Origin of the sequence: Moorena sp. SIO1F2 (genome assembly GCF_010672755.1) — a bacterium.
In the GTDB taxonomy this organism is placed as follows: domain Bacteria; phylum Cyanobacteriota; class Cyanobacteriia; order Cyanobacteriales; family Coleofasciculaceae; genus Moorena.
Genome location: NZ_JAAHFV010000005.1, coordinates 1 through 20,264, shown reverse-complemented (window position 1 = coordinate 20,264; position 20,264 = coordinate 1). Strand labels below are relative to the sequence as shown.

Sequence of the window (20,264 nt, the reverse complement as noted above, 5' to 3'; positions counted from 1 at the left end):
CTGCCGAAAAGTTGAGACTTCACCGGACTGGAACCCCAATTTTCGGCAGACTACGAGCAATAATCACTAAGTGATCACCAGACAGTAGTGTTTGATCTTTGGGGGGATTAATTAGGGTTTCCCGATCTCCATTGCTATTGCGCTCTATGGCGATCAAAGTTGTATCAAACTCCTCTTTCAACCGCTGAGCAGCTTCCCAGAACGAAATGTCAACCCACCTCTGTGGTAAAACAATTTTGTAGAATTGGTTTCCCACTTGCACAGTTAGCAACTCTGACAGCACGTCCACAGCCCCTAGGTTCCGAGCTGAGGTAGCAATTAAGTGACTGGCTAGTTCATCAACAACAACGACATCTTCAACGCCAGCTACTCGCAGTTGGACATTGTTTTTCCGGTCAAGGAGTTGAGCACAAGTGTAGATTCCGGGTTGGAGTTTTTCAATGGTCAAGGCCGCTAGGACTGTCCGTGCATCCCGGTCTTGGTCACTTCGAGGATGGGTAGAATCAGCCAGGAGGATTGCCCGTGAGGCATGATAGATCCCCACACTTTCGAGGACATCAATAGTCGTGTAATCACCAATATAGAAATATATTTGGGAACGGTTAACTCCCTTGAGTTCCGACTCTGGTGTGTCGGTAAACTCTGCCACAACCACCATTGGATAGTGCTTGAGCTCAGAGTCTGCCTGGAGTTCCTCAATTAGTAGGTGACCACCTCGGTTCCAGCCGCAGATAACAATGTGATTGCGCAGTTCATCCAGTTCCAAGTATTTCACCTCCATGACTGTTCTAAGTCGTTGCACCATCACGGCTGACACTACACCGGTGAAGACGGCAAACATGGTTAACCCCCCAATTACTACCATGAGGGTAATCAGACGTCCAGCATCAGTCTGGGGTTGACCACCAATAGGTTCTCCTGAGATTAGGGTAAAAAAACTCCACCATAAAGAGTCTCTTAGGGAAGCAAATGACTCATTCTGTCCTCCCTCCAGTAGATAAATCCCTAAAGCACCGACTAATGTAATTAAGCCGATAATCAGAAAAACTCCAATCTGAGCACTAATACTGGCAGCGAGTGAGGAAGAGATGCGGTTGAGGTTACGGTTTACCAAAATTCCGACTCTGAGCAGCCTTAACATCCGTAACACTCGCAATAAGCGGAATGCCCGTAACAAAGGCAGCACAGCAATAATATCCAGCCAGTAGTGACGCAAGAACCGACGTTTGTTTCTTGCCACTAGGTAGCGGATCGTTAGTTCTATGATAAATATACCCGTGAGTAGCTCTTCGCTTACATAGACCACTCCATGAATGAAACTTGCACCCTCCAGACTTGCTTCAAAAACCACTAGAACTACCGAAAGTAGAATTAGCAGAATGAGGGTGAATTCAGTTTGGGGAGCGTGAATGAACTGGTCAAGACGGGATTTGAGGGTTGATGACAAGTTAAAGTATTCTATATTAAATGGAATTTATTCCATTTAATATTAAGAATTTTTAATGTCCAATTTCCACAGCTTTGATCCTAGCCGGTTGTAGTACCCTCGAAAACTCTTAAGAGTCAGTATCAATTAACTCAATCTTTCTACCAGCGGGGGGATTAAACCTAGGCGGCTCTAGCTGAGTCGGTGGTTTTACGATACCCGACGGTGAGGTAACTTCCGGTGGTGGAACCACAATTGGGAAGGAGCGGGCTGGTGGTGATGGTGGTTTTACCACTGATGGTGGAGAGGGAACTGGTTTCGGGATCACCACTTGTGGGGTAGATGGAACCGGAACCGGTCTTGGTCGTCTTACGGGTACAGGAGGTGGAGGAGGTGGGGCTAAAATCTTCCGCCATGATTGCATTTGCCGTTGCGCTTCCTGGTAAGGGCGAGTACCAGACGGAACGATGTTTGCGATCGCAATTGCTTCAGAGAGGTTATAGGCAGAACGACTTCTGGCTATGGATAGGATTTTGTAACTCCAGCGATTGACTACTGTTCTCGCTTCGCTACGGGATTTGGTTGAGGTTGGCACTTGCCTAGCTACTCGAATCGCTTTTCTTAGGGCTTGTGGAGTTCCAGCCTCAGCAATTTGGTAAGCTTCCCGTAAACGCTGCTGACCCTCAAGTTCTAACTTCCAGCTTCTGACTTTGCTTTGGGCTTCATTGTACAGAGCCCGACCTGCCTTAATTTGTTCGGCAGTTGCCACGGCAGCATATAGATCACCCCGGATTGCCAGAGTGCGTGCTTGGTCTAAATAAGGTTGGTCTTCTTGCTGCTGGATACTTCTAGACCACTGATTAATTTTAGTTTGAGCTTCCTGGTAAAGACTACGACCTCGGGAAATTTTACGGGCTTCTTGAACAGCAGCTTGCAAAGAATCGATGCTCCCATAACTAGCCAGTTGTGTTGCCCGCTCCAGGAATGGTCTGTCTTCGATCAGCTGAATTTGACGAGTCCAATCTCGAATTTCGTCCCGTGCTTCCTGATAGCGGGGATTACCACGAGGGATCTGTTCCACTTCAGCCACTGCCAGTCTTAAGTCACTGGCTAAACCCGAGGTAGCATAGGTTCGGGCTCGCTCTAGTCGCGCCACATCTTCTACTTCTCGTTGCCAACGGCTAATTAATTGCTGCCCTTTCTTATATAGGGGACGTTCTGATCCGAGCTTTTGGGCAGATGCGATCGCTTCTTCTAAATCCCAGGTTGTACCGGACTCAGCACGAGATAGGGCATGAGCTAGGTCAATTAAATCAGATTTGAGTTCAGGTACTTTAATGGTTTCCGGAAGTTTATAGGCAATGTCAAGAACTTCGGACCATTTACCTTGCTCTAGCTTGTTCTGAGCAATCTCCACCAGCTTGTTGCCAGAGTCTTTTATTAAATCCTGAGCTTCTTTGTAAGCATAACTTTGCTCTGTGATTTCCTTAGCTTTGTCAATAGCTTTCAGAATCTTCTCTATATTGCCACTTCTACTCAGCTCATAAGCCTTATCCAGCTTAGCCGAGTCTTCCCGTCCCATCTTAATCTTATCTGTTAGCTGGTTATACTTAGCCGTAGCCCAGTAGTCATTGTCCACATAGGTCAATCGTACTGCTTCGCGAAATGCTAAGTTCCAGTTTGATAACCTCAACTGTTTTTCTGCTTGCTCATAAACTCCCTCTGCCCTTGACCAGATTTTCTGCCAACGTTTTACCCGTTTTTGTACTATCGCCCCAGCTACAGATTTTGAAGGAATACGTTTAGCAATCTTAAGAGCTTCATTGAACTGACCAGCTTGAAACTTAGCTTCCCCAATCTCCAGGATTGCCTGTGACCACTCTTCTATATATTGGTTAACTTGTGGGCGTAACGGGTGATCTTCGGGCAGGGCATCGACTAATGCGATCGCTTTTAGCAACTGCGGCACAGTTTCCTGATTTGCTGCCACCTGAGCACAAGATAGGCGCATGGATGCTGAAGCCGTTGGCCAAAACACAGCACGGCAGTTTGGTACAGCTGGCAACCTCAACAACATCATTGCTGAAGCAAATCCCGCACTACCGAACAGCAACACAACTAAAGCTGACCAAAACTGCCAACTGTGAGGCAAGAGGTTTTTTACTCCAGTAGTTTTTCCTGAGCGAGCTTGTCTTGGGGTAGTTTGTGATTTGTTTAATCCAGAGTTAGCTACTGGTTGACCAACCCCAAATTTTTCATATTGCTGGGGGGGCTGTGTCGATGGGTTTCCTAGGTCAGGATAGTTTACGCTCGGTTGAGTAACCGGTTCGCTATGGTTAGGTTGCCATCCATTAAACTTACCTGAACTTGAACCATTTGACGTTGGCCAACGGTCTGGAAATTCTCTATTTCTGGTCATAATTCACTTCCACACTCCCTACACCGCAAGACAGCAGGTTGTTTACAGCAACCTCAGTTGTTGAGATTTTACCCACCTTACACATATAGAGTCTACACCCTATCTTATAGTAGTGTTCTTATAATTCTGGTTGAGTTTATATGCTGATCCATATTTCTTGCAATCCTTTACAAGTCAGGATTCTAATCTTCCAGTTACAATAGGAAGTCCAGTAGCTACCCAGTTTACAATTCTTTTATCAATTGAGAGAGTTGATCGGGATTGGCATGATAGACCTCTGAGCAAAAATGACAAGTTGCCTCAGCTCCACCGTCTTTTTCTATCATATCCTGAAGTTCCTCTTTTCCGAGCATTTTCAGAGCCCCCAACATCCGGTCAAAGGAGCAACCACAGTTAAAATGGAGCATCTGGGTTTCTGGAAAAATCACTAGCTCCATATCCCCCAGCAACTGTTCAAAAATCTCTGGTAAGGTCTGGTTAGCTTGGAGTAGCGGTGTAAAACCTGATAGTTTGGTAATGCGAGATTCCAAAGTTTGAACTAATGCCTCATCCGTTGCTGCCTTAGGCATAACTTGGATTAAAATCCCCCCAGCCGCAGTTACCCCTTGAGCACCTACAAATACACCAACTACCAGCGCTGACGGGGTTTGTTCCGAATTTAGCAGATAGTTAGCGATGTCATCACCTATTTCACCAGAAACCAACTCTACTGTACTCGAATAGGGATAGCCATAACCCACATCCCGAACCACGTATAGGAAACCATCCCTACCAACAGCACCACCTACATCTAATTTGCCCTGCTTATTCGGTGGCAGTTCAACCTCTGGGTTATCTACATAACCCCGAACTTTACCATCTAATCCTGCATCCACCATAATTCCACCCAGTGGACCATTGCCGTTGATCCGAATATTGACCCTCGACTCGGCTCGCTTCATACTAGAAGCGAGCAGAAGACCTGCAGACATGGTACGACCTAGGGCAGCCGTTGCCACATAGGATAGTTGGTGACGTTGTCTAGCTTCTTCGGTCAGGCGTGTAGTAATCACACCAACTGCGCGAATACCCCCTGAAGCTGCTGTGGCGCGAATTAACTGGTCAGCCATAGAAAACTCTTACACTTCTTAATATAATTAATGTTTATTTTACAAATTATCGAGAAAGTATCGAGCCCCTTGCTTGCCCTATCCCTTTAGCCTAGGGATGAAAACAACAGACGGGATTTATCCCATCTGTTCATTCACACTAATCACAAATATTTCCTACGAATAAGGACGATCTAACCAAAATGCTAGGAATCTTTCAAAAAAGTCATCTGAGGATTGAAGTCGAAGCACCACACACTGTTATCCGGGACAGTCTGCTCTATACGGAGCAACTGCACCAGTGGTTGTGGCCGGAGAATTTATCTTCCGAGTTACCCGAACAGCTAGATTTAGGATTGACCTTTACTTCTTCCATCGGGCCAGTAGCAGTACAACACAACGTTGAGCTTGTTCAGTCGAACTGTTTAAGACTGCTCTTGAGTCAGGGAATTGATGGTTATCATGAATGGTATTGGGGAGATGGTTGGGTACAATCTCGCCTAGAAGGGGTGTCTTTGTTACCCTTGAATTGGGGTCAAACCTTAAGTTTGCTGAGGCTACGTCAGTTTGTAGAGCAGCATAGAGCCTCTGACTCCTAACGTAAAAATTGATCTAAAGCCGCTTTCAACTCCTCAATTTCTACCTCAATGTTGCCCTGCTCAGCGGCTCGACCGATACACTCGCTTAAATGTTCATCCAGGATAATTCGTGCCACTTTATCCAAAGCCCCCCGAACTGCAGCAATCTGTACCAAAACATCAGGACAGGGGCGACTTTCTTGCACCATAGTCTTAATCCCTCGAATATGCCCCTCGATTCGAGACAGGCGATTGATAATTCGCCTCAGAGATTCTTCATCATGGACGTGACCATGAGTATGTTCACTATGGTTGTGATTCAGCTCTTGAGTCAGGGCATATTCTCTATCTTTCGAGATCATAGCGGTTTTATTAGTTTTCTTAGTCCAAGGTTAACCAACTTCCTGGGTATATCATTCATTGATAATTATTAAGCTTAACTTGTTGGGGTCTCTTGGGCTGATCACCCCTTGAGGTCAACCTCTTTGACTCTCCTGGAACTAGCCCAGGTAGTACTAACGTCATAGGAATAACTCTCAAAATAGCGATTAGATGCTTGTAGCAACTAATCCACAATCCTAAAAATCTGCCTCGAAACCCACTCCTGGCTGTGGGTGGGAGGAATCTCAGGGAAGCTAGACTTGAGTTAGGGGTTAATGCTAAGGGTCAGCAACAACTGACTAGTAACCACTAGCCGCCAAGTAAATCCCATGCTTAAAGGTGGTGGGATTGGCTTAGCAATAATATTCCCCAAAATTAACCAGAAGAATACGATAATACTATGTCATCAACTAAATTTTCGATTTGGCTTCGCTCAATTAGTAACTATCTCTTGGCTATCTTACTTGGAGTCTTATTGACAGTTGGCGTTTATCGTGTATCTCCCTCCAAGGCTGCTCCTGTACCCAGCACAGACTCAGTAACTCCCCCACTGATCGCCCAACAACTGCTGAATCCACAGCAAGCTAGTAATAGCAGTTTTGTAACAGCAGCGGTCAATCGGGTTGGAGCAGCAGTGGTGCGTATTGACACCGAGCGCACAGTTTCCAGGCGTGTCGATCCCTTTTTTGATGACCCCTTCTTCCGGCGCTTTTTCGGTGATGACTTTTCAACCCAAATTCCCCAAGAAAGACGTTTACAAGGTCAAGGCTCTGGCTTTATTATTGACAATAGTGGTATCCTACTGACCAATGCCCATGTTGTGGAAGATGCAGATAAAGTAACCGTTACCCTCAAGGATGGGCGCAAGTTTAATGGTAAAGTCAAGGGTGTGGATGAATTCACCGACTTAGCTGTTGTCAAAATTGACGGTACTTCCTTACCGATTGCCTCTCTAGGGGATTCGAGCCAAGTTCAGGTTGGAGATTGGGCTATTGCTGTTGGTAACCCCCTAGGGCTAGATAATACAGTGACTTTGGGAATTGTCAGCACCATAGGACGCTCCAGTGCTCAGGCAGGTATTCCTGACAAGCGACTAGACTTTATTCAAACCGATGCAGCTATTAATCCTGGAAACTCTGGTGGTCCGTTGTTGAATGCGACAGGGGAAGTAATTGGCATCAACACTGCTATTCGGGCTAATGCCATGGGAATTGGTTTTGCTATTCCCATCAACAAAGTCAAAGAGATTTCCAACAAACTAGCCCAAGGACAAAAAGTTGTCCATCCATATATCGGCGTTCGGATGACAACCCTAACCCCGGAACTAGCACAAGAGAACAACAATGACCCCAATTCTGTTTTCCTATTACCAGAAATCAATGGTGTCTTGGTAGTTCAAGTAATGCCGGATACACCAGCCGCTGATGCTGGTATGCGTCGTGGGGATATAATTGTTCAAATTGATGGAACACCTGTTACTAATGCTACACAACTACAGCGCCTTGTTGAAAATAGTGGAGTAAATAAGGTACTAGAGATAAAAGTAAGGCGCGGTAAGCAGACTACTAGCGTGTTTGTTCGCACCGATGCACTAAAAAATCCTACTTAGCTTGAGTTCGACATAACCAACTTTATCCAGGAGTCAGGAGCTTCGAGTCAGGAGTCAGAATAAATGATTTCCCAGTTAATTGGCAATTAATCAGAGTTTGATCAGCAATAAAATTCTGTATTATCCCCACACCTCCCAGACCTGGGATCACCTCCCACGCTCCCTGCGCCCGGGGCCGAGACTCCCCACGCCCGGGCCCTATCTCCCTACCTGGATCTATAGTCCTACTTTGAAGAATTGGTATTACTTCAGTTGGGGAAGAGTTCAAGGTTTCTGAGCAGATACAACTATGGCTGACATAGGCAGAAGCAGTCGATTATTTTGCCTATAGCTTGCAGTGTCCTGGTGAATTGCTGCCCGTATATTGTCAAGGGATTTACTAGTTTGAGCGCGCAGTATCCCACCTGTTCTGGCGGTGCCTTTATAAAAAGCATCAAAAAGTTCATCGGCACTGCTAAGTTCCCAGAGTAGAGGAATTTCCTGCACAGAAGGATTCTTAAATCCTAAATGTTGCAAACACTTGAAGCAATAATCCTGTTCACTAAACAGAAAAAATGGCGGCCCTTCTGGAAGAGTAATATCTGTATTTTTATAGGTCTCAATCGCCTTATTCATAATCTTCAACGCTATCGATTTTTCTGGCTTACTCCACACAGTAAACCCAAACCTGGCCTGGCTAGCAATTACCCGAAATGCTTCACCCAATGCTTTTTCTGGTTCAGCCAAATGCAAAATTCCAAAGTTCATTACGGCTGCTTGATATTGAGATTCGGGAAAGGGTAACGATTCCGCTTCACCCTGAAAAAATTCGATCGCGTAGCGTGACCGTAGGTCAATCTGGGGATTGAGTTGCTTGGCTTTGGCAACCATAGCGTCTGATAAATCTACCCCCGTTACCTTACATCCTCGCTTCTGGGCCTGGGCAGCCACATAGCCAGGACCAGTGGCAATATCAAGTAATTCCATATCCCTTCCCGCATTTACACTATCAAGCAGAGACTCGATAGTTTGGCTAGTTAGAGACGAAAAAGAGGAATGATATTGGTCTACTGACTGTTGCCATCCACAATATTCAAATTGTCTAAATTCTTTGGGATTATTGGTGGGTACTGTCATGTTGCGGTAATCTTTTTAGTAAGTCTAATGTCAATCCTAGTACTAAGGCTTGCTAGATATTGCCCACCCTATTTTTAGACAATCAGGCATTCCTGGGTAATCAAATCAGCTGCGCGGGTATCATCCGTGAAGTGAGCAACCCCTCTCTTGATTCTATCAGGGCTGTATCTCCAACTGACAATGAGAGTGCTATCGTGACCAGGCTCAAGGGTTTCTGGCACGTTTATGGAAATCCCGTCGGGAAAATCAAATATTAATCGACCGTCCTTCGGCCAATGGGCAGGGTAATCTGGCAGGGGAATTTCATCAAATGTGCCTGATCGTAATACCAGGGTATCTATGGCCTTAATGCTCGGATAATCCCGATTACTTACCTCTGGTCTCTGATTAGACCAGGGAAATGGGACAACGTCAAGTTTCACTTCGCGAAACAAGGAAATCCCGGAGAGTACACATCGATTCTCTGACTCCTTGGAGCGATCGGGGAAATAGCCAATTACCACGCTGATACGACGGTTCCCTTGGAACAGGTAAATTTCGGTGAAGTTGGCCTGGTCTTTCCTAAGAGGTCTGCTCATTACACCAGAGGATTTAGATGAAAACATCGTGGTTGAACTCAGATCGATGGGGTGAGAGATACCTGGACCGCATTTCTCAATAATCCACGTATTTTCTTGGACTTCCGAGGGGTCGTCTTGGTTAATAAAACATAGATAATGCTCAAGTTGAGATGCATCTGCCAGAGGAGTAAATCTTCTTGTGGAATCAAGGACTTTATCAAGAATTCCGTTACCCTTATATCGAGAAAGAATTCCTTTCCAGGTGAATCCATGATCCTCAATAAAGCGATACCATTGTCGGAATAATTTTTCGTCTGACTGGTCAGTTGACTGGTTGTCCTGAATCTGATTATGATCATTCATGGTTCTTTACTTCCTCTAGTCCGACTTAACCTACTCTAAGTTAACAAAGAAAGCGATTGGCCGTAGGCCACGCTACGCGACCTTTGGTCACGCGGGGCGCGTTCGCTATACTCGCGCCTACAGGATGGGATAGCGATCGCTATCACCTAGTCAAATAACTGATGCGATCGCATTTAGCGTGACCTTTCGGGAAAAACCCGACGCTGCGCGAACGGTCAATTCCGTAGGGGCTCAATGCTTAGCATCGCATTTTTTATCAACCCCTTTCTTTCTATGCTCTATAGGCACTTTTTTTGGCAATTATCAAAATTAATATCATCAAATTAAGGGTAATTCCAGCTATTTTTTCTACCAATTATTAGCGTTCACACTTCCCATCTCCCCATCTCCCCATCTCCCCATCTCCCCATCTCCCCATCTCCCCACACCCCCCACACTCTCTACACTCCCCATCCCCCAAGACCCAAGACTTGATTAGTTTTCCGCAATTCTCAGCTCATCAATGTTCCATAACGGTCCCCCTAAGCCAGAAAATTTGATATTCTCGATGCGATCGCGTACTGCCTGAAAGTCTAGTGAATTGACCAGGAAAAACACGGGCAACTCCTCGGCAACGATTTCCTGGAATCGACCATAAATGGCTTTGCGTTTGCTCTGATCAAGTTCTTTTATCCCAGCATTGAACAGACGGTCAATCTCTTGCTCCCAGTCAGACACTTCCCACCCTTCCAGTGGTGGTTGTCCGGGTTGAGGACCTTGATTAAATTGATGAAACGATCCTCCGCTATACCAGAAAACAAATATACTGTGAGGCTCACTCACTCCTGCTCCAAAGGCACCCACATAACACTCCCAATCTCGAGTCGATAGGAGCTTTCTGAGCACAAGGTTAAAGCTGAGTACCTGCAAATCTGCTTCTATCCCAATTTGGCTCAAGTCTTGTTTAATCTGAACTGCTGCGTCTACTCGGGATTTATCGTCTGATTTCACCAGCAAAGTGAATTGTACCCGGTTGCCATCCCAATCCAGCAGCTGATTTTGGGAGTTATACCTGAAACCAGCCTCTAATAGTAATTGTTTTGCCTTCTGGGGTTGATAGTTGTAAACTTTTAACCCATCTTCTGGGGATAGGTAATAGGGACTTTGGACAGCAATGGGCGAATGTTGTACTTCACCGAGTCCCCGATAAATATTAGTTTTCATCTTTTCCCGGTCAATAGCATAGGCTACCGCTTGTCGAAAGGCCAAGGTATTGAACCAACGAGACTTGATTGGGTCTACGAAAGGTTTTCCCTGAGCATTGCGAGCTTTGTTGAGATTAAAACCGACAAACCTAATGCTAGGCATCGGTCCGCCATTGTAAATGGTGTATTTCCCCCGCTTTTCCTCTCGTTTGAGTAACCCAAACGCCTCGGGATTCACTCTGAGGCTATCCAACTCCCCAGAGCGAAATCTGAGTAACTGGTTATCAGAGGATGGGATAACTTGTAAGACAATCCGTTGAATGTAGGGTTGGGGATTTCCCTGAGCATCAGCACGCCAGTAATAAGGGTTGCGTTGTAGGATGACTCGCTCAGCAGGGGTATACTTTTGTAGTCGATACGGACCATTGCTAACAATGTCTTGGGGATTGGTGTTAGTGCCCCAAGTTGAAAGAAACTGGGGATTGCCATTACCATCAGTGGCTTGCACAGACTCTCGTAACGCATGAGCCGGTAGAATGGCTAGGGTTCCTGCGGATCTCACAAATGGCGCAAAGGGTTGTGGTAAGGTAAACTCAACTCGCTGCTGATCTAGTTTGCGCACCGATGGGTACTTACCAGTACTACCAATCTTGAGGAAATCTCGGGAAACTGTGGGAATCTTGGGATTCAGGTAAAGCTGCTGATAGGTAAAGATCACATCATCCACCGTCAGGGGTTCCCCATCAGACCACTTTAGCCCATCCCGCAGGGTGAAGGTGATCTGCTGTCGGTCTGAGGAAATGTCCCAAGATTCAGCTAGTGCTGGTTCCAACTCCCCTGTCATGCCATTCTCACTCAACAATCCTTCGTAGATGTAACCAAATACACCAAAGGGAGAGGTATTAACAATAGTGTTAAAGGTAGCTGGGTCACTAGGAGTAGCTAACACTAGTTGAGAGACCTGAGCTGCTTGAGTCTTAAACTGGTTCGGATGGCAACCTGTAAGGGTCAATAGACAAGATAGCACCAGCGCAACTGCTTGAAGAGGGAGGAGTGTGGGGAGTGTGGGGAGTGTGGGGAGTGTGGGGAGTGTGGGGAGTGTGGGGAGTGTGGGGAGTGTGGGGAGAGGGGGGAGTGTGGGGAGGGAAGAAGTAGTTTTGGATAAGAGGATATCTTCAAATATATTTTTGATCATTGTCTTGATGCAGTCGCGAATGGTAAAAGTATCGGGATTAAAATTTATGTAGCAAGCGGATCTGGGAAAAAATCCTGTGTACCTCTTTAGGTTAGAAACCGCTATAGATTTAGATTAACTAGAAAGGTTGATGCAGGTAATCAAAAAGTATCCCGATAATGACCAACAAAGCCTATTAGAGACAGCAGAGTCTTACCTAAGGGAATCCGTTGCTCCCTTGGCTAATGAGATTGATAGTGCTCCTGAGGTGTTACGAGAGGCTCTCAAGGGGATGAGCGTTCGCACTTTGCTAGGGCTACGGATTCCCAAATCCTGGGGAGGTGTCGAAGTCAGTAGCACCACCTTTCCATACTTTCAGCAACTGGTAGCACGGTATTCCGGTGCTTTGGCATTCTTGCAAATGCAACACCAGAGTGCTGGAGCAATGATCGCCTTCTCTGAGAATGAATCGTTGAAGCAGCAGTATCTTCCCAAATTAGCCAAGGGTCAAGTGCTAGTTGGTATCGGCTTTTCCCAAGTGCGACGAACAGGTAACCCACCGGTGAAAGCTATTCCGGTAGATGGTGGATATCAGATCAGCGGAAAAGTGCCTTGGGTTACTGGGTTTAGCTTGTTTCAAGAGTTTGTCATTGGTGCAGTATTGCCTGATGGTCGAGAAGTTTACGGTACGGTGCCATTGACTCCAACTTCCCAAGATGCAGGTGGTACTATTACCTTTAGCAAACCCATGGCATTGGCGGCGATGCAATCCACCAATACGGTTAGTGCTACCCTTACGGATTGGTTCTTACCCGAAGAAGGTGTGGTCTCGATTGCTAAAGCAGGTGCAATTCACGGAAATGACCAGAAAAAAGTTTTGTCTGCTGGTTTTTTGGCCCTAGGATGTGCCCAAGCTGGACTCGACATTGTAGAAGCGGCTGCCAAAACCAAGCAACTGGATTTTCTATTCAATGCTTTTGAATCCCTCAATGGGGAATTGATTCGCTGCCAGACAGCTATGATCCAAGCAGTAAAAGCCGATTCCCAGACCTTTGAACAACGACTACAACTGAGGACTTGGGCAATTAACTTAGCAGGACGATGTGCTCAAGCAGCGGTGACTGTGTCTAGTGGTGCTGCTAACTACAAACACCATGCTGCCCAGCGAGTCTATCGCGAAGCTTTGGTATTCACTGTCTCTGGTCAAACCACCGCTGTCATGGAGGGAACTCTGGCTCGGTTGATATAGCGCTACGCTTAGCGTCAGAATTTAGAATTTAGAATTTAGAATTTAGAATTTAGAATTTAGAATTTAGAATTTAGAATTTAGAATTTAGAATTTAGAATTTAGAATTTAGAATTTAGAATTTAGAATTTAGAATTGGAAATTGGGAATCAGGAATCGGGAAAACTGATCTGACTCCCGATCCCCCCATCTCCGCATCTCCCCATCTCCCTATCTCCCCATCTCCCTACTCTCTACTCCCTGCGCTATATGAGCTCCTCAGGGGTTCATTAGCTTAAGCAAAATAGTCTGCCATTTTTGTACTAATGCTTGATCACTAGTCTGAATTTCCTGAATTATCCACTGCTCCATCCCTAAGGACGCAAAAGAATATCTACCGTTACCTAACTCATCCTGATATTTATCAATAATTACGCCTTGTTCTACTAGGTTTGTTAACTCTCGTTGATGTTGGCTAAAGATTACGTCAATTTTAGTTAAGTCAATGTCACTTAAGTCAATAGTAATCTTTTGCTCAAGACCACCTTTTAACTTCGACCAAGCCATCAGTATCAACAGCCCTTGCTCGACATCGCTGCACCGTTGCCAAATATTTTGGAAAATATGTCTAGTTTGACTTTCAAACTCCTTGATAAAAGTTTCAGTATCGGGTAACTTCCCAGTTCTTAATGCTCTAAATAGCAAAGAACCAGCAATTTGTAGCAGCGCCGGATGTCCACCAGCCCTGTCTTTAATGACATTCCGTAATGCTGGTGTGATGGGAATACTTGCCATCAATTGCTCCACTTCAGTTTCCGTTAATGGCTTCAGGGACCGAAACAGATAGTGATTGTACCACGGGGATTTATCTGGGGTTAGACTCGGCCCAAGTTCATTGAGACGGCGGAGTGAGGTGACAATCATTGATAAATATCTCCTCTCCCGAGAGTGATAGGCAATACTACGACACTCACTTAGAAAGGCTTCCATGTCAGCTTGAGTATAGTGTGGGTTTTCCCGCAAAGCCGCATCATAGTCATCCACTAGCAACACCAAGAACTTGTTGTGTTTCCCAAGCTTGCGCAATACTTGGGGCATAGCCCTGGCAGTTGCTTTTCCGTGGTCGAGCAATGTCTCAATTTCAGTCTGAAGGTCTGGCTCACTATCCAATTTATAGATCAGCTCAGTTAGGACTTCTTGCCAAAACCCGGAAGCTGTAAACGGTTGGATACTTTCGCAACTGAGTAACACCATCACTGCCTGTGATGGGTCTTGTCCATACTCTTTCCAAACGTCTGGGGAAGCTAGGAGTTCCAGGAAAGAGGTCTTACCCATGCCTGGACCACCCCAAATCGCTAAGTTACTGCGGTTCGAGATTTGATTAAAACCAGCCAGAATTTCTGATTGTCGTCCCACAAAACGGTCTGGGGGAACTGGTGCGCCTACAACGAAAGGATTGTTTAATTGGTTATAGAATTGATAAGCTTGTTGATTTTCTGGCTCTATCCTTAGCACTTGGTCAAATTGCCGCCTGGCTAGGATAACTTCCCCTACTTCCATGAGGTGTTGTCCATAACCTAAATGCGATCGCACTAATCCATCCTGATTCCGGACTCGATCAATTTGATATGCTCGCTGATAGCATTCCACTGCTTTATCAAATACGTGACCTTCCAAATATATCCTTGCGATCTCGAATAAAGCACGAAAGTGATTGGGATTGGCTTTCAAAATCTGTTCATAGGGTTTTACTTTCTGCCATACATCCCCCTGATCAGTTTGTTCAATTGCTTGTTGATAACTAGCCTTAGCCTCTGGATCGAGGTCTTCCAATTCAAATATCTCTCGCCGCAATGGGTAACGTTGGATTAACCAGCGGCGGACTAATTCTATTTTTACCTTGTAGGATTTTTCTTTATAGGATGAAACTTGATCAGTTATGTCTACAACCCCCAAGAAACCTGATTCAACTAGTTTTTCCCTAGCTTGAGTCAAAGACTCGGTGATGGTAACGCCATACTCTTCCAGTAAACTCAACGGGTCTTGCACAACCTGAGTATAATTTCTTTCAGCTTTTTTTTGAGCCTCTGCTACTGCCGAAAATATCACTCGTTCCGGAATCGGTAATCCATCCCGAAACCAGGTTAATCCTCCCTCACCAATTTCAATGGCATCATCCACAATTCTGGTGACATCATCACCAGTTACCTGCCACTTTTGTTCAGTTCTAGCTTGAGCAAACAGTGCATGACATAGGACCTGAGTGAAATAGGGATGACCTGATGTTAATGCTAAGATAGCATCGATTGCCTCTGAGTCATAGGTCAAAGACCCCTGAGCTGGTTCAGTAGACTTCGCGGCAGTTGTCGGGAACAGGGAACAGGGAACAGGGAACAGTGGAGAAGAATTGACGCAAACACTATCAGAAAAATACTTTTGCAAGAGGTCTAGTAATTAACTTTGTGGCACTTCGTTCACTGAGCAAGCCAACTTTTTGGCTAGGAGCACCTTTAATTGAACTACCCCACCTGTCGCAGGGATGGGGATTCCCAGGCACAACCTATACGGCTGTTATATCCATGGGCGTGACTTTCCTTCGCACCGAAGGTAGCTGGGTGGGGTTAATTCCCAGTTTCTTAAGACCCCGCATTTTGATGTTTACTGCACCATTTATGTCAGCGTCATCGTGGTACCCACACTCAGTGCAAACAAATTTTTCTCCTTTTCGATTGTCTGCGCTAGTGTGGTGACACTTTGGACATCGCTGAGATGTATGTTTGGGGTTAATCTTGATGACTGGAATGCCTGACTTTGCAGCCACGACTTCAACCTTTTTGACTAATTCACCCCAGGCAGCGTCGGAAATTACACGATTAAGACCTTTCTTGGCTGATTGTCCATTACGGTCGTAACCACCCAAATCCTTGGGCTTGGGTTTACAGCGAGACTTCATCCCTTTGATGTTCAAGTCCTCAAACACCAGAGCATCTGCTCCATTACTTAGATTTTTTGCTGTTTCCCAATGGTATGCAGAACGTTTATTGGTAACCCGTTCGTGCAACGAGGCTACTTTGGAAAAGGCTTTTTTGCGATTGTTTGAACCCTTCTTCTTTCGACTCGCAGCTCGTTGTCTTAGTCTTAAACGTCTGGTTTGGCGTTTGGACTTCTTACTATTGGCTGGGTTTTGAACTATCTCTCCATCAGAAATACTAAGGAGTTTTCTGATTCCTAGATCGCATCCTTTAACACGATCAGGTCTAATCTCGTGTTTAGTTTTTACTGGTGGAACTGGTACCGATTTATCCTCGATCTGAATGCTAACAAACCATCCCCGTGATTGACGACGAACGGTTACAGATTTCATGGTAAAACCATCCGGGATGGGACGGGAATTATGGAATCGCATCCACCCTATTCCTGGTAAATAGATTCGATTACCATCTAGTTTTACCTGGCCTGGAGCATACTTGAGGCTCCGGAAACGATATCGCCTTTTAGGTCTTGGATATTTGGCTTCTCCCTTGAAAAACTTTGAAAAGGCTACATCCAACTGTCTTAACATTTGCTGTAGAACAGTCGAATTGATCGCTTTGTACCAAGGTCGTTGTTTTTTGAGGGAGGGGAGACTTGAACTTTGAACCTCGTAAGCACTCCGGCGAGGATTCTTTTGACTCTTTTTCCAGGGATAACCTATCGAGCTTGACTTGTTTACCGAACAGGACAATGGGCACGCCTCTCCATGAGTCTTCAAATCGCAGTAATTACCAAGTTTTGGTGATTTAACCTGCTCGTAGGACTCATTTCTATCTCTTAACAAGTAGTTGTACTGAGCCAATAGCATATCTAGCCATCGGTTCATTGTAGCTTCTTGCTGAGAGCTTGGGATTAGTTTATAGACGTAACCCAATTGCATAGTATCGACCTTTTTTTTCGGTGCTATCTTGATTATATATTACCGAAATTGATCTGACAAGAGAATGGTAAGACAAAAACCAATAAAAGTAGGACGCCCCTGTCTTCACGGCTCACCCAAAACAACACACACTATTAAGGCGACAAACACAGCTTGGAACGGATTAAAGAGATTGGCAGCTAAATCAGGTTTAAGCCTGTCAGAGTATTTAGAGTCGCTGGGAAAAACTGGGACACTACCTAGTTAATGGATTGTGGCTTACGCCACTTGAGAGGGTGAATTCATCCCCGTCCTCTTAGGTCGGGGTATTCTTCGCCCTCTCAAACTCTCCCACTCCGATAATCATCCGCTAGCAATACTAGGAATTTATTGTGTGCTCCCAGCTTACCCAAGACTTCAAGGAAATCCTTAGCAGTGCTTTTTCCCTCTTGGACTAATCTATCGATATCTGCTTGCAGCTCAGGATTGCTGTCCAGTTTAGTTTTAATCAAGCTTAAGACCTTTCCCCAGAAGCCAGACCCAGTGAAGGGATGGATACTGAGGCAATTTAACAACACAATCACTGCTTGCGATGGGTCGGTCTGATGTATTCGCCAGATTTCCGGCCAAGTGAGTAATTCCAGAAAGGAAGACTTTCCAATGCCCGGACCTCCCCACACTGATAGGTTACTGCGATGGGAGATTTGATCGAAAGCGGTTTCAATCAGAGCAGTTCGTCCCACAAAACGCTCTGGGGGGACTGGCTTACCGACAATGAAGGGATTGCTTGGCATTGGAACTAATCAGTAATTAAATCAGTAATTATTTCAGAAGTGTTGAACAGGGAATCGGGAATAGGGGGAATAGTATGGGTAGAGTCTGGGCAGGGGGAGGAGTGTAGGAAGAAGGGGGAGAGGAGGGCGGGGGCTCGGGCAGATTAATTAAGTTGTTTTCGATTAAATCAGTATCTTTAAGTAGATTTTTGCTCATTTTTCTCGTAGTTCCTACTCTGATGACAACAACGATTTTGGGAAACGTTTATGACTGGATTTAACTCTTGTGGGCACTATTTTCAGTATAGTGCAGTTCTCAATTGTGTGAGGTACTTTGCTCCTGGGTTGATGGAAGTCGGGAGTCGGGAGTCGGGAGTCGGGAGTCGGGAGTCGGGAAAAAATTCTGTGTCGCTCATTACTATGATAACCTGAAAAGGCTTGAAAACCCTATATTATCATGGTTTCATGCCTCGAAAATTTGAGTCTTTAATCAGACTACTATGAAATAGTTAAATTGGTGCTACGTTTCCAAAGATTTTAGATTTCCTGATCTGAATTTGTCTGTCCCGACAATTAATCTGATCTGTAGCATACTTTTTTCTATTTCCTATAACTAGCCAGTAATTATTCAGCTAATGCGCGTAGCGCATTAGCTGATAGCTGATAGCTGACGGATGAATGCTTACCTAGCGAGTCCAAACACTACCACCGAAGCCACCTGTTCTCCGAACTGCTGTTAGCCTGCGGTTTGAATCGATTCTGACTACCATTTCGCCAGAGCTGCGAGTCCGACCCCTAGGTACATCTGCCCAGTTACCAGCAACTTCATTCTTACCAATGTAGCCATGGAAGACATTGCTGAAAGTTCGGCCATTATTAGAACTTTGACCATACCACCAGAGTTCATTACCTACTTGCCGAATATAGTAGGTGCCACCATCATTGGCTCGCCAGGTACCAGTCAGACTAATTGCAACCGCTTGAGCTACCAAGTCCGGTGAGGATGTTTGGTCAAAGCTACTTTTCTGTTCTAGTTCAGGGACTGTGGCGGAGTTGCGATTAGCCCCATTGCCAAGAAAGTCTGGGATTTTTGCCAAGGTGGGATTTACCAGACTCATAGCAAAAACTGCACCACTGATACAAAGAGTTGCCGTACTTAGTTTAAAATTCATAATCACCTCTTTGAAACACTAGTGGAAGGAATCAAGGTCTCAAACTTTTCCCTCCAATTACTTATCAGGGTGAGTTTTATCGTTTACTCATGGGGTAGGGATTTTGTAATTTTTCTTAACAAAAGGAACAGGGATTAGGGAGTAGGGAGTAGGGAGTAGGGAGTAGGGCAAAGGGAACTTAGGATCAAAAATTTTCAGAATTCCTACACGGATCCCTATTTAATCAGTCCCGTAACGCACCACCGGGTCAAACAGCTTTAATGAGATGGACCCAATCCTCTGAGCTCTTTGCTACTGTTCCCTGTTCCCTATTCCCTATTCCCTTGTTCTATCAACTCTGCAACTTATTACCAGTCCTCAGAATCTGTCCAGCTAAGACAGCAGCACCAAAGCCATTATCAATATTCACTACTCCTATGCCTGGTGCGCAAGAATTCAACATGGTTAACAGGGGTGCCATACCACCAAAACTGGCTCCATAGCCGACACTAGTAGGAACGGCAATTACTGGACAATCGGCCATGCCAGCTACCACACTGGGTAATGCTCCTTCCATCCCAGCTACCACAATTAAGACATCGGCTTCGACAATCATCTGTCGATTATTCAGCAAGCGGTGGATACCAGCTACCCCCACATCCCAAAGGCGCTTGACCTGAAACCCACATAATTCAGCGGTAATGGCTGCTTCCTGAGCTACTGGTAAATCCGATGTGCCAGCGGAAATTAGACTAATGGTGCCGGGATACTTAGGTTCGAGCTGAGATGGTGCGATCGCACAAATCCGAGCTGTGGAATAATACTGTAACTCTGGGACTTTTGACTCTAGCTCCGTTGCCACCTCTGGTGTAATCCGTGTTGCCATTACTACCGGATTCCGCTGGCGCATGACCGCCATAATCTGAGCAATTTGGTCTGGGGTTTTTCCCTCTCCCCAAATTACCTCAGGAAATCCAGTTCTTAAGGTGCGGTGGTGGTCAATTTTGGCAAAATCACCCACTTCTTCGTAGGTAAAATCTTTGAGTTTATCTAGAGCAACAGTTGGGCTAAGGTCACCAGCCGCCACCGCTTCCAGTAGAGATTTTAATGCTTCGGGTTGAGTCATTTTTTTTTAAGGGAGTAGGGAGTAGGGAATCGGGAGTAGGGAGTAGGGAGTAGGGAATCGGGAGTCGGGAATCGGGAGTCGGGAATCGGGAATCGGGAAGAAGTTTTAATGGTTTAATGTTGAGCTACGATTTATAGCAATTCTCTTTACCATGAGGTACAAAGGTATCCCCCTAAATCCCCCTTTTTAAGGGGGATTA

The 20,264-nt window shown here is 45.4% G+C and carries 16 protein-coding genes; 3 read left to right on the top strand and 13 right to left on the bottom strand.

Annotated elements, in window-relative coordinates; all coding sequences use genetic code 11:
• Positions 1–19: 19 nt before the first annotated feature.
• The 3 genes from F6J94_RS01520 to hslO all read right to left on the bottom strand — a co-directional run bounded on the left by F6J94_RS01520 (position 20) and on the right by hslO (position 4,954).
• Entirely contained in the window at positions 20–1,447 is a 1,428-nt protein-coding gene (locus tag F6J94_RS01520; RefSeq protein WP_293029474.1) for an ion transporter, read from the bottom strand.
• A gap of 109 nt (positions 1,448–1,556) precedes the next feature.
• On the bottom strand, positions 1,557–3,845 hold the full coding sequence (locus F6J94_RS01515) for a chromosome segregation ATPase (protein ID WP_293036167.1): 2,289 nt from the start codon (positions 3,843–3,845) through the stop codon (positions 1,557–1,559).
• A 224-nt stretch (positions 3,846–4,069) separates the two neighbouring features.
• Positions 4,070–4,954, bottom strand: a complete 885-nt coding sequence (hslO, locus tag F6J94_RS01510) for an Hsp33 family molecular chaperone HslO (protein WP_293029480.1) — start codon at positions 4,952–4,954, stop codon at positions 4,070–4,072.
• A 182-nt stretch (positions 4,955–5,136) separates the two neighbouring features.
• On the opposite strand from hslO, the gene F6J94_RS01505 reads away from it, so the two are divergent.
• Positions 5,137–5,532, top strand: coding sequence for a hypothetical protein (locus F6J94_RS01505; protein ID WP_293029485.1), 396 nt, complete (start codon positions 5,137–5,139; stop codon positions 5,530–5,532).
• Here F6J94_RS01505 and F6J94_RS01500 read toward each other — a convergent pair.
• Entirely contained in the window at positions 5,529–5,873 is a 345-nt protein-coding gene (locus F6J94_RS01500) for a metal-sensing transcriptional repressor (RefSeq protein WP_008177474.1), read from the bottom strand. The two genes, F6J94_RS01505 and F6J94_RS01500, sit on opposite strands and share 4 nt — an antisense overlap.
• A gap of 419 nt (positions 5,874–6,292) precedes the next feature.
• Here F6J94_RS01500 and F6J94_RS01495 point away from each other — a divergent pair, with 419 nt between their 5' ends.
• Positions 6,293–7,501: an HhoA/HhoB/HtrA family serine endopeptidase gene (locus tag F6J94_RS01495; RefSeq protein ID WP_293036162.1), complete on the top strand. Its 1,209-nt coding sequence runs from the start codon at positions 6,293–6,295 to the stop codon at positions 7,499–7,501.
• 264 nt (positions 7,502–7,765) lie between these two features.
• Here F6J94_RS01495 and F6J94_RS01490 read toward each other — a convergent pair whose 3' ends face one another.
• The 3 genes from F6J94_RS01490 to F6J94_RS01480 form a co-directional block, all read right to left on the bottom strand.
• Entirely contained in the window at positions 7,766–8,617 is an 852-nt protein-coding gene (locus tag F6J94_RS01490; protein ID WP_293036158.1) for a class I SAM-dependent methyltransferase, read from the bottom strand.
• A gap of 74 nt (positions 8,618–8,691) precedes the next feature.
• The gene (locus tag F6J94_RS01485; RefSeq protein ID WP_293028742.1) at positions 8,692–9,540 is read right to left on the bottom strand and encodes a DUF3598 family protein; all 849 of its coding nucleotides are present in this window, start codon (positions 9,538–9,540) and stop codon (positions 8,692–8,694) included.
• A gap of 474 nt (positions 9,541–10,014) precedes the next feature.
• Positions 10,015–11,919, bottom strand: coding sequence for an ABC transporter substrate-binding protein (locus F6J94_RS01480; RefSeq protein ID WP_293036153.1), 1,905 nt, complete (start codon positions 11,917–11,919; stop codon positions 10,015–10,017).
• Positions 11,920–12,049: 130 nt separating this feature from the next.
• On the opposite strand from F6J94_RS01480, the gene F6J94_RS01475 reads away from it, so the two are divergent.
• Positions 12,050–13,147 carry an acyl-CoA dehydrogenase family protein gene (locus F6J94_RS01475; protein WP_293036150.1) on the top strand — a complete coding sequence of 366 codons (1,098 nt, stop codon included), beginning with the start codon at positions 12,050–12,052 and terminating at the stop codon, positions 13,145–13,147.
• Positions 13,148–13,402: 255 nt separating this feature from the next.
• Here F6J94_RS01475 and F6J94_RS01470 read toward each other — a convergent pair whose 3' ends face one another.
• The 6 genes from F6J94_RS01470 to larB all read right to left on the bottom strand — a co-directional run bounded on the left by F6J94_RS01470 (position 13,403) and on the right by larB (position 20,065).
• Complete coding sequence (locus F6J94_RS01470; RefSeq protein WP_293036147.1) at positions 13,403–15,565, bottom strand: hypothetical protein; 2,163 nt, start codon at positions 15,563–15,565, stop codon at positions 13,403–13,405.
• Positions 15,566–15,683: 118 nt separating this feature from the next.
• Positions 15,684–16,982 carry a transposase gene (locus F6J94_RS01465; protein WP_293024510.1) on the bottom strand — a complete coding sequence of 433 codons (1,299 nt, stop codon included), beginning with the start codon at positions 16,980–16,982 and terminating at the stop codon, positions 15,684–15,686.
• 374 nt (positions 16,983–17,356) lie between these two features.
• The gene (locus F6J94_RS01460; protein WP_293036144.1) at positions 17,357–17,809 is read right to left on the bottom strand and encodes a hypothetical protein; all 453 of its coding nucleotides are present in this window, start codon (positions 17,807–17,809) and stop codon (positions 17,357–17,359) included.
• 28 nt (positions 17,810–17,837) lie between these two features.
• Positions 17,838–18,005 carry a hypothetical protein gene (locus F6J94_RS01455; RefSeq protein WP_293024514.1) on the bottom strand — a complete coding sequence of 56 codons (168 nt, stop codon included), beginning with the start codon at positions 18,003–18,005 and terminating at the stop codon, positions 17,838–17,840.
• Between the two features lie 469 nt (positions 18,006–18,474).
• On the bottom strand, positions 18,475–18,960 hold the full coding sequence (locus tag F6J94_RS01450) for a hypothetical protein (protein ID WP_293024516.1): 486 nt from the start codon (positions 18,958–18,960) through the stop codon (positions 18,475–18,477).
• 331 nt (positions 18,961–19,291) lie between these two features.
• Positions 19,292–20,065 (bottom strand): nickel pincer cofactor biosynthesis protein LarB, encoded by a 774-nt coding sequence (gene larB / locus F6J94_RS01445; RefSeq protein WP_293036141.1) that lies wholly within the window; start codon positions 20,063–20,065, stop codon positions 19,292–19,294.
• Positions 20,066–20,264 lie beyond the last annotated feature (199 nt).

Excerpts from the sequence above, each read along its gene's own strand:
- larB (WP_293036141.1), bottom strand. The coding sequence starts at position 20,065 with ATGACTCAACCCGAAGCATTAAAATCTCTACTGGAAGCGGTGGCGGCT.
- F6J94_RS01505 (WP_293029485.1), top strand. The coding sequence starts at position 5,137 with ATGCTAGGAATCTTTCAAAAAAGTCATCTGAGGATTGAAGTCGAAGCA.
- F6J94_RS01515 (WP_293036167.1), bottom strand. The coding sequence starts at position 3,845 with ATGACCAGAAATAGAGAATTTCCAGACCGTTGGCCAACGTCAAATGGT.
- F6J94_RS01465 (WP_293024510.1), bottom strand. The coding sequence starts at position 16,982 with ATGAACCGATGGCTAGATATGCTATTGGCTCAGTACAACTACTTGTTA.
- F6J94_RS01490 (WP_293036158.1), bottom strand. The coding sequence starts at position 8,617 with ATGACAGTACCCACCAATAATCCCAAAGAATTTAGACAATTTGAATAT.
- F6J94_RS01480 (WP_293036153.1), bottom strand. The coding sequence starts at position 11,919 with ATGATCAAAAATATATTTGAAGATATCCTCTTATCCAAAACTACTTCT.
- F6J94_RS01495 (WP_293036162.1), top strand. The coding sequence starts at position 6,293 with ATGTCATCAACTAAATTTTCGATTTGGCTTCGCTCAATTAGTAACTAT.
- F6J94_RS01475 (WP_293036150.1), top strand. The coding sequence starts at position 12,050 with ATGCAGGTAATCAAAAAGTATCCCGATAATGACCAACAAAGCCTATTA.
- F6J94_RS01500 (WP_008177474.1), bottom strand. The coding sequence starts at position 5,873 with ATGATCTCGAAAGATAGAGAATATGCCCTGACTCAAGAGCTGAATCAC.
- F6J94_RS01450 (WP_293024516.1), bottom strand. The coding sequence starts at position 18,960 with ATGAATTTTAAACTAAGTACGGCAACTCTTTGTATCAGTGGTGCAGTT.
- F6J94_RS01485 (WP_293028742.1), bottom strand. The coding sequence starts at position 9,540 with ATGAATGATCATAATCAGATTCAGGACAACCAGTCAACTGACCAGTCA.
- hslO (WP_293029480.1), bottom strand. The coding sequence starts at position 4,954 with ATGGCTGACCAGTTAATTCGCGCCACAGCAGCTTCAGGGGGTATTCGC.
- F6J94_RS01455 (WP_293024514.1), bottom strand. The coding sequence starts at position 18,005 with ATGAGCAAAAATCTACTTAAAGATACTGATTTAATCGAAAACAACTTA.
- F6J94_RS01460 (WP_293036144.1), bottom strand. The coding sequence starts at position 17,809 with ATGCCAAGCAATCCCTTCATTGTCGGTAAGCCAGTCCCCCCAGAGCGT.